Genomic DNA, 13,384 nt, shown 5'->3' with positions numbered 1-13,384 from the left:
GGGCAGGGACGCCCCGTCGCGGCGGCCCGCGGAGCAATGCCGGAGTGCGGGCACACCGAGCCTAAGCGAGGTGCCGAGTGGTGGGGCAAGAGCCCTTTTGGTTACTTTTGGGGCTCTTTTCCAAAAGTGACCCGCCGTAAGGGCGGAACCAATAGCCGCCGTTACCTAAATAACGGATATACCCCCCACCCCAGCAACACCACCCCTACGCCGTCTTCCCTGTATGGTTATTCAACGAGATCACCTTGGTCTTCCCAATCCGGTGACGATAAATCTCACGCAAATACTTGATCGCTTTCTTCACACAATCCCGCGACAGACGAATATCGTTGATCGACACAAACTTATCCTTGTCATTGATCAACTCACGATACTTCTTCTCATACATCGGTTTGATCGCATACCAGTTGGTATCCAGAATCTTCGCCGGGTTTTCAAACTCATTGAGCAGTTCATCAATCCTGTCTTCATCAAAATCTTCATGGATGATGAAATCCAGAATCGAATTATCCAGCGTGTCATCAAACCGATACGGGTTACGGGCAAAGCAGCGCTTGATAAACGCCACGATCAGCGTCAAAAAGTCATCCGACAGGCACGGGCTTTTAGCGATCAATGTCGTCAGCGACAGGTTGGCCGACGCCCCGATCACCAGCGCATAGCGCTTGAGCGTCGTGTTGGGGAACAGGCTGTTGAGGTGCGTCTTGAGCCGGTTCAGGTCCATATAGGACAGCTTGTAATCCTTGGGCAACGACACAATCGACACCACCGACGAGCAGTTCTTGAAGAAGTGCAGGTCATGCAACGCCGCCGCGTCATACCCGGAATTCTTGTACTGCTCCAGGGACGCCTTGTACCGCTTGGACTCAATCGGCAACAGGCTGATGCCTTCGATCGCCTGGGTCACCTTGTTGAAGTGCGGCAGATCGATGGAACGGAAAAACAGGTCATCAATATTCAGCCGCTGCGGCTCTTTTTCGAACACCTTGAACTTGTCACTCGACGGCGCCGGCGTCTCCGGCACCACCGACTCGGCATAGGCAATCGCCACCGGGCCGGCCAGGCTCATGAACAGGTCGTTGGCATCCAGGCGGATGGTCTCGCCGATGTCGATCCCGGCCCGACGGAAATAGTTCTGGTCATAGTCGGTCGTCACCGCCTGGGCCGTCAGAATGTTGAAGATCTGCTGCGAGATGTACTGGTTGGCGTGCTTTTCCATGGCATTGACGTCAATGTTCTGGATGTTGCCGTCGTCGCTTTCTTCGGCATACCGCATGATGTCGTTGGAGATCAGCATCATCGCGTTCCAAGGCCGGATGCGGCCTTTCACACTGGCTTCGCTGCTGTCTTCATTGTCGAAGTTGTACGAGAAGTCCCATTCCTCCGACAGGTATTTGCACAACAGCCGCCCGGCGTTGATGTGCAGTGCCTCGGACATTTCGCTGCGGTGATCGGAGATGTTCGGCAGCACGCAAATGCCGCTGGTGAAGATCGGCTCGAACACGAAGGCATGGCCGCTCTTGCTGTCGTGCTCGTCGGCGGGCTTGGTGTCGAACGTCTTGTTCATGTACGAGTGCTGCTGGGCCAGGCCGAACTCCGAGGCCATGCCCGAACCGGTACCGCCGCCGGCACTGAAGATCGAGAAGTACAGGCGCGACTGGTTGGCCTTGATGCCGCAGGAGTCGATCAGGTACGAATGGATCATCTTCCAGTCGGGGCTGGAAAAACGTTGGGTGTCTTTGTTGAGGATGATCTTGGCCAGGTACTGGCCGAGGATCGGCGCGTTACCGGCGCCACCGGCATGGACTTCCGAGAGGTCCATGATTTTCATCTTGCTGTAGTCCCGCAGGAAACCGCTTTTCTCACCCTTGCGCGAGAAACGGATGCGCCCGGCAATGTCCTTGTCCAGGTCGCCCAGCATCACCAGCGGTTCGACCAGGAATACCGGTTTGGTGCCCTTGTTCGAACCCAGGCGCAGGTTGTTGCGAATCCACTGGGCCGGGCGATAGCCCTTATCCGTGGACTTGTCTTCATTGCTGAATTCGTTGAGGTAGAACTTGCGGGCGTTGTACACCAACTCTGCCACGTCCAGGGCAATGTTCGAACCGCAGCGGCCCAGGCCGATCAGGCACACCGAGGGGAATTCCTGCTCGTTGCGCAGTTCACCGTCGACTTCCAGGTGCGGTGCGCGCGGGAACACCATGTCGCGCAGGCCGTCGAGGTTGTCGAGGATGCGGTCGGTATTGGTCTCGGTGAAGTACAGGTATTGCTGGGTGGCCAGCGGGCGGGCGGTGCTCAATGACTTTGAACCTGAGGGCTGTTGCGCAGGAGCTGTCAGCAACACGTCGGATACCGCGGTGGCAGAGTTATTTTTAGAAGTCATTGTGCGCCATGTGCCTGGACGGACGGCCGGAAAATATCAAATAGCCATCACGGAGTGGGAGATCGCGACTTTACAGTGCGTCCTGGTCCTGGGCGATAGGGTTTAACCCTAGGGTTTTAAGGGGAAATCCTGGCCGGACTCTGATGAATCGGCCGTTCGTCGGGGTTCTTTAATGAAATGATGGCGATTTGCCAAATATTCGGCGTCAGCGAATTGGCCGAACGATGGAGGCGGGGCCTGTACGACCTGAAGGCGGGTCTTTGGGGGCAGGTTCAGCCCCGGTAAGACCCAGCAGGCTGAACATGTTGTGCTGATCAAGGCCGTTGATCACCGCGCCGATATCACTCATCGGCACCGCCGCACTGAGCAGGTAACCCTGGACGAAATCGCAGCCGTGCTTCTGCACCACCTCAAACTGTTGCAGGGTTTCCACGCCTTCGGTCACCACCTGCAGGTGCAGGGTGTGGGCCATGCCGATAATGGCCTGGACGATCTCGATGTCGGCGTTGGACTTGGGAATGTCCTGGATAAACGAGCGGTCGATTTTCAAGGTGTTCAGCGGCAGGCGCTTGAGGTAGGCGAGGGACGAATAGCCGGTGCCAAAGTCGTCGATGGACAGCGAGACGCCCAGGGCGCGGATTTGCCGCAGCAGTGCCAGGGTGCTGCTGATGTTGCCCATCAGGGCGTTCTCGGTCACTTCCAGTTCGAGGCGGTTGGCGGCGATCCCGCCGAAGCGCAGGGCGCTTTCGATTTCATCGGCCAACTCGTCACGGGTCAGGTTCAGGGCCGAGCAATTCACGGCCATGATCAATTCGGTGTGGCCCTGTTCCGACAGCAGGCTCAGGTCGTGGCAAGCCTGGCGCAGCACCCAGTGATCCAGTTCGGCAATCAGCCCGTTGTTTTCGGCAATGCTGATAAACCGGTCGGGGGTCAGCAGGCCATGTTGGGGATGTTGCCAGCGCACCAGCGCTTCGAGGCGGGTGATCTTGCCTTTTTTCAGGTCAAGAATCGGTTGGTAAAACAGCACCAGTTCGTTCTTGCCCCGCAGCGCAGCCCGCAGTTCTTCTTCCAGTTGCAGCTCCAGGAAGGCGCGGGTTTTCAGGTTGGAACTGAAGAAGTTCAGGCTGTTGCGGCCGGCATCCTTGGACTGATACAGCGCCAGGTCGGCGGTTTTCAGCAGTTCTTCGCTGGTTTTGCCGTCTTCGGGGAAGAGGCTGATGCCGATGCTGGTGGTCATCACCATGCGCCGGCCGGCCAGTTCAATGGGGTCTTTCATTTTCTGCATGATGCGCTGGGCCATGTGCCGCGCTTCATCGCGATGGTGGATGCTGATCAGGATGCAGAACTCGTCCCCGCCAAACCGCGCCACCACGTCGTCATGGCTGCGCACCGAGCTTTTGATATGGCTGGCCAATACGGTGAGCAGTTCGTCACCGGCGTCATGGCCGAGGCTGTCGTTGATGCGCTTGAAGTGGTCGATATCCAGGAAGATCACCGCCAGCATGCCGTCGGTGGCAGTTTTTTCTGCGAGTTTCTCGGCGAAGATCTGGTTGAAGCCACGGCGGTTGAGCAGGCTGGTCAGGGCGTCGTAATGTGCCACCTGTTGCAGCGAAGCCCGGGCCTGGTCCAGCTCGGTGAGCAGTGCATTGACCCGGCGCAGGTCGGTTTCCTTGTGTTGCAGTTTCTTGTCCGCCAGGGCGGCGCTGATGCTGCTGCCGATCACCAGCAGGGCGATGACCGCCACCAGCAGGCCCAGTTGGACCGGGTTGTTGTCCACCGGCAACGCCGACTGCACGACGTCCTCGGGCACCAGCAATTGCATGGCGGCCATGCCGGTGAAGTGCATGCTGATGATGCCGGCGCCGAGCACCAGGCTGGCGGCGTACTTGAGCAATTGATGGAACATGCCGGTGCCGTTGCGCAGGTACAGCGACAGCAGCAACGCCGCCAGGCTGGCGCCGATAGCGATCACCACCGAGGCCAGGAACAGCCCGGTCTGAAAGTAAACGCCCGCTTCGGAGCGCATGGCCGACATGCCGACGTAGTGCATCAGCGCAATACCCAGGCCCATCCACACTGAAGCCAATACATATTGGTGAACGCGCAGCTTTGGGTGACTGAGGGTTTGCATGGCGAACAGCGACGCGATCAACGCGATCAGCAGCGAGGCGAACGTCATGATCAATTCGTAGTGAATGGCGATAGGCGCCTGGAACGCCAGCATGCTGATGAAGTGGGTCGCCCAGATGCCGCCCGCCAGGCAGCCTGCGCCTACCCAGCGCCAGTGACGTTGAGCCTTGGGGTTGTCGACATGGCCGACGCGCTCAGCCATGTCCAGGGTGCCGAAGCCCGCTGCACAGGCCACCACGTAAGCCAGTAGCACCAGAAAGGGGTTATGACTGCAATTGAGTAATAAGTGCCCGCTGTCCGGAAGGTCGGTAAAAAAATGCAAACCAAGCCATTCCATAGCATGTCCCGTCATAAGTCTTTGCCTGACATTGCTCTGAGTATAGAGAGCCTGAGCGGGTTGCAAGGCTTGATGGCAGTTTGCTTCTAATCATTTGGCGATGACTTTATAAACAACTAGAACTAAATGAATAGGGATGACCGCCAGGGTCGCCCGATGGAGTGACATCAGGCTTACGAATCATTACAGACAATCACCGCGGGGCTGACTAGATTGCAGGTTCCGGGCTCAGGATGCGTCTGGCATCGCGGCTCACATAACAATAAAAGAGACGGACCCATGCAGAACTCGACCCAAGCGGCGAATGCCTGGCGCATTCTGTTCCTGTTGTTCCTGGCCAACCTGTTCAACTTTTTCGACCGCACCATCCCCGCGATCATCATCGAGCCGATCCGCATGGAGTGGCACCTCAGCGACTTCCAGCTCGGCATCATCGGTACTGCGTTCACCATTGTGTATGCGATTGCCGGCTTGCCCCTCGGGCGCATGGCCGACACCGGCTCACGCAGCAAACTCATGGGCTGGGGCCTGGCGGCGTGGAGCGGCCTGACCGCCGTTAATGGGCTGGTGGGCAGCTTCTGGACGTTTTTGCTGGTGCGCATGGGCATCGGCATTGGCGAGGCCAGTTATGCGCCGGCGGCCAACTCGCTGATTGGCGACCTGTTTCCGGCCCACCGCCGGGCGCGGGCCATGGGGATCTTCATGCTGGGCCTGCCCCTGGGCCTGTTGCTGGCGTTCTTCACCATCGGTGCGATGGTCAAGGCGTTCGACAGCTGGCGTGCGCCGTTCTTTATTGCGGCGGTGCCGGGGCTGATCCTTGCGGTGTTCATGTTCTACATCAAGGAACCCAAGCGCGGCGCAGCGGAAACCGTGCAAGTCTCCCAGGAAAAAGTCGACCGGCCGATTCGCCGGGTGCTGGCGGTGCCGACGTTCCTCTGGCTGGTGCTGGCCGGGTTGTGCTTCAACTTCGCAACCTACGCCTGTAACTCGTTCCTGGTGCCGATGCTGCAGCGCTATTTCCTGCTGCCGTTGCAGGATGCGGCAGTCGCCACCGGTGTTATCGTCGGTATTACCGGCCTGGTAGGCCTGACCCTGGGCGGCTGGATTGCCGACAAGATCCATCAACGTGTCGCTAATGGCCGGCTGCTGTTCGCGGCGTGCAGCCTGATCATCTCCACCGTCACCACGGCTTGGGCGTTGCACGCGGGGCGTATCGAGATTGGGGTGTTTGTGGCGTTGTTCAGTGTGGGCTGGCTGTTTGCCTACAACTTCTACACCTGCGTGTACACGGCGATCCAGGACGTGGTCGAGCCGCGCCTGCGGGCCACGGCGATGGCGTTATTCTTCGCCGGCTTGTATTTGCTGGGCGGTGGCATGGGGCCGATTGTGGTGGGCGGGTTGTCGGATCATTTTGCTCATTCGGCGATGTATGCGGCGGGGGCGGAGCAGATGACCGAGGCTTATAAAGCCATTGGGTTGCACGATGCCATGTACCTGATTCCGGTGGCGCTGTTTCTGACCATGTTGTTTCTGTTCCAGGCGTCCCGGTGTTTTGTGAGGGATGCCCAGCGGATGAAGGATGGGTTGGTGGGGGGTGAGGTGCCGGCAAGGGCGGTGACTGCCTGAGGCCGAGGTGAGGCTATCGCAGGCAAGCCAGCTCCCACAGTTGACCGAGTTGTTGCTGATGTACACCGTCAAAGTGGGAGCCGGGCTTGCCCGCGATGAGGGCATCAAGGTTACCGATGAAACCCAGTGAATAAAAAAGGCCCGCATTGCGCGGGCCTTTTTGTTTGGCAGGGTAGGGCGGCGAGGTTAGCCCGCGACCAACACCCGAATCGCTTCCAGTCGCAGCGCCGCCTTGTCGAGCATGGCCAGGCCTTGCTCGCGCTGTTGGCGCAGGGCAACCAGTTCGCTGTCACGCACGGTGGGGTTGACCGCTTGCAACGCGGTCAGGCGCGCCAGTTCTTCGTCGGTGTCCGCTGCCAGGCGACGTTGGGCTTCGGCCACACGCTCAGCGTGGCGCGGGGCGATCTTCTCTTCACCGGCGTTGATCCGTGGCGTCAGCTGGTCGCGCTGGGCCTGGATGAACTTGTTGGCGCTGGCCCGTGGCACGCTTTCCAGCTGGTCGTTCAAGGTCAGGAACGAGACGCGGCCCGACAAGTCATTGCCATTGGCATCCAGCAAGCAGCGCAACGCGGCCGGTGGCAGGTAACGGCCCAGTTGCAGCGAGCGCGGGGCAACCACTTCGCTGACGTAGAGCAGTTCCAGCAACACGGTGCCGGGCTTCAGCGCCTTGTTCTTGATCAGCGCCACGGCGGTGTTGCCCATGGAGCCGGACAGCACCAAATCCATGCCGCCCTGCACCATCGGGTGTTCCCAGGTGATGAACTGCATGTCTTCGCGAGACAGCGCCTGGTTGCGGTCGTAGGTGATGGTCACGCCTTCGTCGTCGCCGAGGGGGAAGCTGGCGTCGAGCATTTTTTCGCTGGGCTTGAGGATCAGGGCGTTTTCCGAATGATCTTCGCTGTCGATGCCGAAGGCGTCGAACAGGGTTTCCATGTAGATCGGCAGGGTGAACTGGTCGTCTTGCTCAAGGATGTCCTCCACCAGTGCGTCACCTTCGCCCGCGCCACCGGAGTTGAGCTCCAGCAGGCGGTCGCGGCCGGTGTGCAGCTCGGCTTCGAGGCGCTCGCGTTCGGTGCGGGCTTCGTCGATCAGCGCTTGCCATTCGCCGTCGTCGGCGTTTTCCAGCAGCGGCAGCAGGCGCGGGCCGAACTGGTGCTGCAAGGCGTTGCCGGTCGGGCAGGTGTTGAGGAACGCGTTCAGCGCTTCGTGGTACCACTGGAACAGCCGCTCTTGGGGGCTGGTTTCGAGGTACGGCACGTGCAGTTCGATCACGTGCTTCTGGCCGATCCGGTCCAGACGGCCGATCCGCTGTTCCAGCAGGTCCGGGTGGGACGGCAGGTCGAACAGCACCAGGTGGTGGGAGAACTGGAAGTTGCGGCCTTCACTGCCGATTTCCGAGCAGATCAGCACCTGGGCGCCGAACTCTTCGTCCGCAAAGTAGGCGGCCGCACGGTCGCGCTCGAGGATGTTCATGCCTTCGTGGAACACCGTGGCCGGAATGCCGGAGCGCACGCGCAGGGCGTCTTCCAGGTCCATGGCGGTTTCGGCGTGGGCGCAGATCACCAATACTTTGGTGCGCTTGAGCATTTTCAGCTGGTCGATCAACCACTCGACGCGCGGGTCGAACCGCCACCAGCGTTGTTCTTCGTCCACATCCGGCTGCGACTGGAAGCTGACTTCCGGGTACAGCTCGGCGTGTTCGCCCAGGGGCAGTTCGAGGTATTCGTCCGGGCACGGCAGCGGGTAGGCGTGCAGCTTGCGCTCCGGGAAGCCTTGCACGGCAGCGCGGGTGTTGCGGAACAGCACGCGGCCGGTGCCGTGGCGGTCCAGCAGCTCGCGCACCAGGCGGGCGCTGGCTTCGGCGTCGCCATCGTTGACGGCGGTCAGCAAGGCTTCGCCTTCGTTGCCGAGGAAACCCTGGATGGTCTTGTGGGCGGCGGGCGACAGGCGACCCTTGTCCAGCAGCTCCTGAACGGCTTCGGCCACCGGGCGATAGTTTTCGCTCTCGGCGCGGAAGGCGTGCAGGTCGTGGAAACGGTTCGGGTCCAGCAGGCGCAGACGGGCGAAGTGGCTGTCCTGGCCCAGTTGCTCCGGGGTGGCGGTAAGCAGCAGCACGCCCGGAATCACTTCGGCCAGTTGCTCCACCAGGGTGTACTCGGGGCTGGCTTTCTCTTCATGCCAGACCAGGTGGTGAGCTTCGTCGACCACCAGCAAATCCCAGCCGGCGGCGAACAGCGCGTCCTGGGCTTTCTCGTCGTCCACCAGCCATTCCAGGGCCACCAGCGCGAGCTGGGTGTCTTCGAACGGGTTGGCGGCATCGCTTTCGATAAAGCGTTCTTCGTCGAACAGCGCGACTTGCAGGTTGAAGCGGCGGCGCATTTCCACCAGCCACTGGTGCTGAAGGTTTTCCGGTACCAGGATCAGCACGCGATTGGCGCGGCCCGACAGCAACTGGCGATGGATCACCAGGCCGGCTTCGATGGTTTTGCCCAGGCCCACTTCGTCCGCCAGCAGAACCCGTGGCGCGATGCGGTCGGCGACTTCACGGGCGATGTGCAACTGGTGCGCGATAGGTTGCGCACGCACGCCACCCAGGCCCCACAGCGCAGACTGCAACTGGCGGCTGGTGTGTTCCAGGGTGTGGTAACGCAGGGAGAACCAGGCCAGCGGGTCGATCTGGCCGGCGAACAGACGGTCGCTGGCCAGGCGGAACTGGATGAAGTTCGAGAGTTGGGTTTCCGGCAGGGTGACCTGCTCGTTCTGCCCATTGAGGCCGTGGTAGACCAGCAGGCCGTCGACGTCGTCGACTTCTTGCACGGTCATTTTCCAGCCTTCGAAATGGGTGATGGTGTCACCCGGCGAGAACCTCACGCGAGTGAGGGGCGCATTCCGTAGCGCATACTGGCGGGTGTCGCCAGTGGCCGGATAGAGCACGGTCAACAAGCGGCCGTCCTGTGCCAGAACGGTGCCTAACCCCAGCTCTGCTTCGCTGTCACTAATCCAGCGTTGCCCCGGTTGATACTGCTGCGCCATGCTGCCTGACTCCCGCCGTGAAAAAGCCGACTATCTTAACGGAACAAGGGCCCCAGCCAAAGGACTCTGACAAAAACTACCAAGCTTTACGGGTGGTTCGGCCTGCAATCGACGGGTGGCAAGGCACTTGCCACTGACGACTGAGTCACAAGTTGGCAAACGAAGGCTCAAGTGGATGCCCCGCCAGCCGACAGCCTGCTGACAGGAGACCGATAATTATGATCCCACCCATGCTGCCCTTGAGTGTTGTGCCGGTCACGTCGCAACTCGATCCGGTGCGCCAGAAACCGGATATCCCACCCGTGGTGCCGGTTCAGCCAGGCTCCAACGAAAGCACCATCGACCTGCAAAAACGCGATCCCGAGGAAGCGGCACTGTTGTTGCGTGAGGAGCAACGTCGCCAGCAGGAACAGCAAAAGCGCCGCCGCGAAGCCGATGAGGATCCGCAGGAGCACCTGGCTGTGCCCGGTGACGAACTCAACGCCGACAACACCGTGCCGGTGGTGCCGTTGATCGAAGACGCACCCCGGCAAGGGTTGTGGGTGGACGTCGAGGTTTAGTCCCGCAGTTCCCCCAGGGCCGTGATCAGTTGCTCGATGTCTTGTGCCGTATTGAGGTAGCTCACGGAGATCCGCGCCACGCTGTCCAGCTGACGGGCCTGCATGTCCAGCGGGGTATAGGGCACGCCGTTGGCACCGATATTGATCCGCTTGAGCCCCAGGCGCCGCTTGAGTTCAAAGGCGTCCCAGCCCGCCAGGTTGAAGGCGATCAGGCCGGACTGGTTTCCCGCCGCTCCCACGTCATGCAAGGTCACCCCGTCGATCCCGCGCAGTTCTTTGCGGATCGTGTCGCTTAGAACCTGGACCGTCTGGCGAATCCGCTCAACCCCCAGTCGATTGACCTCCAGCAACGCATTGCCCAGGCCGGCCAACAACGCGAAGGACACTTCGCTGGTTTCAAAGCGCCGGGCGTCATTGCGCACCTCAAAACCCGCCGGGCTCCAGGGCGCAGAAAATACATCGCGCTGGGCCGGGTTCAAGCGCTCGAGAAAATCCGGCCGCACATAGAGCAGGGCGGTACCCCGCGGGCCTCGCAGATGTTTGCGCCCGGCACCCTTGAGCACATCGCACCCCAACGCTTGCACATCCACCGGCACCTGGCCGAGGGCTTGGCCGGCGTCGATGAAGTAGGCGATGCCATGACGCCTGGCCACCTGGCCGATGGCCTCGGCGGGGTTGATCAAACCGCTGTTGGCGGGGAGCCAGGTCAGGTCGATCAGCCGTACCCGGGCATCGAGCATGGCCTCCAGGCCGGCGACGGACACGGCGCCGGTGTCATCGCAGGGGATCACCTCAACGTGCGCGCCTGCTTCGACGGCCGTCTGCATACTCGCCAGGTTGCCGCCCCATTCGTGGCGGCCCACCAGAATGCGGTCCCCCGGTTGCCACGGGCCCAGCGCCTGGAACGCCATGCTCCAGGCGGTGGAGCCACTGCTGGCAAAGGCAATCGATGCGACCGGCGCGTTGAGCAGTTGCGCGGCGGCGCGGCGGGCTTTCTCCGCCAATAACGCACCGTGCTCGCCGGCCTCCATCGGCCCGTCGCGGGCCTCGCGTTGCAACTGGTCAATGATCGCGTCGAGGGTCCCTTGGCTGGGCAGGGACGCACCGGCGTGGTTGAAGTGGACGATGCCGGACCGGCAGCCCGGCGTTTCGTCCCGCCGTTCCCCGACTTCTGTCAGGGACAGCGCGGTCATGGCTGCAGCTCGAAAATTGCGTCGATCTCCACCGCTACGCCGCCTGGCAAGCTGGAGACACCCACGGCCGTGCGGGCGTGGCGGCCTTTGTCGCCGAGGGCGTTGACCAGCAGGTTTGAGGCGCCATTGGCCACCGCGCCTTGGCGCTGGAAATCGCCGCTGCTGGCGATAAACACCCCCAACCGGATGATGCGCACCAGGCGCGACACATCATCACCGAGGGCATCACTCAACTGTGCCAGCAGGCCCAATGCGGCGAGTTCGGCGGCCTTGGCGCCTTCGTCCTCGCTGATGGATTCGCCGAGCCGGCCAATGTACGCAGGCTTACCGTCCAGCAGCGGGATTTGGCCGGAGATGAACAGTTGGTTCTGGCTGATCACGTAATTGACGTAGTTGGCGATCGGTTGGCTGGGTGTCGGCAGGCTCAGGCCCAGGGTTTGTACGCGTTGGGAAATGGAGTGGCTCATGGTGAATCCTCGCAGGAAGAGTCTTCAGCATGGGCGGCAGGGTTTTGGTCGACAAACGGATAGATCTAACGCGACGTATCGAAATAATTCATGCGTGGGCACAGATTTCCCGCAGCCACTCACTGAAACAGGTGGCCGCTGCGTGGATATCGCCTTGCGGGGCGATCAGCCAGTAGCCGATCTCGCTGTGGTAGGGCGGCCAGTCGAAGGCTTCCACTAAGGTGCCTTCTTTCAGTCTGCGTTCGATCAAGCGGTGGCGGCCCATGGCGATGCCCTGGCCGGCGACGGCGGCCTCGACCACGATGTTGTAGTCGTGCAACAGTGCCTTGGGGTAGTGCTCTACGTCCACCTGGTAATGCCGGGACCAGTCGGTCCACTCGAAAGGGCGGTGCGAGGTGGCCATCAACAGCGGGCCGTTCGCCAACTGGCTGGCCTTGAACGCCGGGCTGCACACGGGTGACAGGGTTTCACTCATCAGGCGCGTGGCCTGCACGTCGGCCCAGTCGCCCTTGCCGTAGCGAATCGCCAGGTCAACCTCGGCGGCGGCGACGTCAGCCAGTTGAATCGCCGGCAGCAACTCCACCTGGATATGTGGATAGCGGCTGAGAAACCCGGCCAGGCGTGGCGCCAGCCACAAGGTGGCGAACGAGGCGAGCAGGCCGATGCGCAGCACGGTGGTGGCGGGTGGGGTTTGTTGCTGGCGGGTAGCGGCAGCGATGGCGTCGAGGGCGGGGTGGATTTGGTCGTAGTAGTGTTGACCGTCTTCGGTCAGATCGATGGCGCGGGTGCGACGGATAAACAGTGGTTTTCCCAAGTGTTGTTCGAGCTTTTGCACTTGATGGCTGAGGGCGCTCTGGGTCACGGACAGCTCGGCGGCGGCCTTGATAAAACTCAAATGCCGGGCCACGGCCTCAAAGGCGCGCAGGGCCAGCAGGGGGGGAAGGTCCTTGTGCAGTGCCACGTCGAACGCTCTGTGTGAGGGGGGGGGGAGGGGGGATTTTGCGGGCAAATGCGTGGGATGACATCGATTTTGTTTACGGGGGATTGGCGCAGGACGCATTATTGGGGCATCCAAGCCATTACGTAAGCCAAGCCATGAGTGATGACGACAAGCTGATTGATCTGAATGCCGAACGGGCCAAACGGGTGCATGACCTGAATGACAAACGACTGAATGAAGTGCGCCAGGCGTTTGAGCAAGCGATGCCGTTGGGCAAAGGTAAGAAAAAGCCGAAAAACAAACCGAAAAAGCGTTGATACAGCCTGCATCGATTGATGCAGGTCAGTTATTTCCCTTCTTTACGTCCCGTTGCGGGCGACATTGATCCTCGTCAATTTCTTCTTTCGTCTTCTTGGTTAACTTAGCCCTATCGCAACAGGGCAAGTGCAGGAGGCCGGTCATGTTTTTCGATAATGTGGTATTTGCCGGAGTGCTGACGGTTGGCCTCATGGTGATGTTCTTTGTTGGGTTTGGAATTTTTATCTGGAAAGACGCTAACAAGCGTAAGAGGCCTTAGGTCTTTCCGGGATACATGAGCACGCAAGGCATTTTGGGCGACTTCGGTCGCCTTTTTTTTGTTTTGGGGTTAGTTGTCGTGGCGGCCTGGTAGCCGACCAAATTGCTGTTTTTATTAGGTACATATCCGTTGCTGCGG

At 60.7% G+C, this 13,384-nt stretch carries 10 protein-coding genes; 4 read left to right on the top strand and 6 right to left on the bottom strand.

All coding sequences use genetic code 11. From position 1 onward, the window contains the following. Positions 1-205: 205 nt before the first annotated feature. Positions 206-2,383 (bottom strand): hypothetical protein, encoded by a 2,178-nt coding sequence (locus tag HX855_RS32415; RefSeq protein ID WP_177091321.1) that lies wholly within the window; start codon positions 2,381-2,383, stop codon positions 206-208. A gap of 205 nt (positions 2,384-2,588) precedes the next feature. Continuing rightward, positions 2,589-4,850, bottom strand: a complete 2,262-nt coding sequence (locus HX855_RS32410; protein ID WP_177091319.1) for a bifunctional diguanylate cyclase/phosphodiesterase — start codon at positions 4,848-4,850, stop codon at positions 2,589-2,591. Between the two features lie 279 nt (positions 4,851-5,129). On the opposite strand from HX855_RS32410, the gene HX855_RS32405 reads away from it, so the two are divergent. After that, positions 5,130-6,476 (top strand): MFS transporter, encoded by a 1,347-nt coding sequence (locus HX855_RS32405; protein WP_177091317.1) that lies wholly within the window; start codon positions 5,130-5,132, stop codon positions 6,474-6,476. 186 nt (positions 6,477-6,662) lie between these two features. Here HX855_RS32405 and rapA read toward each other — a convergent pair whose 3' ends face one another. Then, entirely contained in the window at positions 6,663-9,509 is a 2,847-nt protein-coding gene (gene rapA / locus HX855_RS32400) for an RNA polymerase-associated protein RapA (RefSeq protein WP_177091315.1), read from the bottom strand. Between the two features lie 218 nt (positions 9,510-9,727). Here rapA and HX855_RS32395 point away from each other — a divergent pair, with 218 nt between their 5' ends. After that, the gene (locus tag HX855_RS32395; RefSeq protein WP_010176684.1) at positions 9,728-10,069 is read left to right on the top strand and encodes a hypothetical protein; all 342 of its coding nucleotides are present in this window, start codon (positions 9,728-9,730) and stop codon (positions 10,067-10,069) included. Here the strand turns inward: HX855_RS32395 and HX855_RS32390 are convergent. The 3 genes from HX855_RS32390 to HX855_RS32380 all read right to left on the bottom strand — a co-directional run bounded on the left by HX855_RS32390 (position 10,066) and on the right by HX855_RS32380 (position 12,690). Further along, positions 10,066-11,262, bottom strand: a complete 1,197-nt coding sequence (locus HX855_RS32390; RefSeq protein WP_177091313.1) for an aminotransferase class V-fold PLP-dependent enzyme — start codon at positions 11,260-11,262, stop codon at positions 10,066-10,068. The two genes, HX855_RS32395 and HX855_RS32390, sit on opposite strands and share 4 nt — an antisense overlap. Beyond that, on the bottom strand, positions 11,259-11,729 hold the full coding sequence (locus HX855_RS32385; protein WP_177091311.1) for a RidA family protein: 471 nt from the start codon (positions 11,727-11,729) through the stop codon (positions 11,259-11,261). Before HX855_RS32385 ends, HX855_RS32390 begins: the two co-directional genes overlap by 4 nt. Before the next feature lie 88 nt (positions 11,730-11,817). After that, positions 11,818-12,690: a LysR substrate-binding domain-containing protein gene (locus HX855_RS32380; RefSeq protein ID WP_177091309.1), complete on the bottom strand. Its 873-nt coding sequence runs from the start codon at positions 12,688-12,690 to the stop codon at positions 11,818-11,820. Between the two features lie 134 nt (positions 12,691-12,824). Here HX855_RS32380 and HX855_RS32375 point away from each other — a divergent pair, with 134 nt between their 5' ends. Together HX855_RS32375 and ccoM are read left to right on the top strand one after the other, a co-directional pair. Continuing rightward, on the top strand, positions 12,825-12,986 hold the full coding sequence (locus tag HX855_RS32375) for a hypothetical protein (protein WP_177091307.1): 162 nt from the start codon (positions 12,825-12,827) through the stop codon (positions 12,984-12,986). Between the two features lie 143 nt (positions 12,987-13,129). Beyond that, the gene (gene ccoM, locus HX855_RS33705; RefSeq protein ID WP_003210916.1) at positions 13,130-13,246 is read left to right on the top strand and encodes a cytochrome c oxidase subunit CcoM; all 117 of its coding nucleotides are present in this window, start codon (positions 13,130-13,132) and stop codon (positions 13,244-13,246) included. Positions 13,247-13,384 lie beyond the last annotated feature (138 nt).

Source organism: Pseudomonas sp. IPO3778 (genome assembly GCF_013386825.1).
Taxonomy (GTDB): domain Bacteria; phylum Pseudomonadota; class Gammaproteobacteria; order Pseudomonadales; family Pseudomonadaceae; genus Aquipseudomonas.
Note: the sequence above shows the minus strand (reverse complement) of the source record. Positions and strands in the feature narration are given on the sequence as shown.

Bases quoted from the DNA above. Each gene is read 5' to 3' on its own strand.
- HX855_RS32415 (WP_177091321.1), bottom strand. From the start codon at position 2,383: ATGACTTCTAAAAATAACTCTGCCACCGCGGTATCCGACGTGTTGCTG.
- HX855_RS32410 (WP_177091319.1), bottom strand. From the start codon at position 4,850: ATGGAATGGCTTGGTTTGCATTTTTTTACCGACCTTCCGGACAGCGGG.
- HX855_RS32405 (WP_177091317.1), top strand. From the start codon at position 5,130: ATGCAGAACTCGACCCAAGCGGCGAATGCCTGGCGCATTCTGTTCCTG.
- rapA (WP_177091315.1), bottom strand. From the start codon at position 9,509: ATGGCGCAGCAGTATCAACCGGGGCAACGCTGGATTAGTGACAGCGAA.
- HX855_RS32395 (WP_010176684.1), top strand. From the start codon at position 9,728: ATGATCCCACCCATGCTGCCCTTGAGTGTTGTGCCGGTCACGTCGCAA.
- HX855_RS32390 (WP_177091313.1), bottom strand. From the start codon at position 11,262: ATGACCGCGCTGTCCCTGACAGAAGTCGGGGAACGGCGGGACGAAACG.
- HX855_RS32385 (WP_177091311.1), bottom strand. From the start codon at position 11,729: ATGAGCCACTCCATTTCCCAACGCGTACAAACCCTGGGCCTGAGCCTG.
- HX855_RS32375 (WP_177091307.1), top strand. From the start codon at position 12,825: ATGAGTGATGACGACAAGCTGATTGATCTGAATGCCGAACGGGCCAAA.
- ccoM (WP_003210916.1), top strand. From the start codon at position 13,130: ATGTTTTTCGATAATGTGGTATTTGCCGGAGTGCTGACGGTTGGCCTC.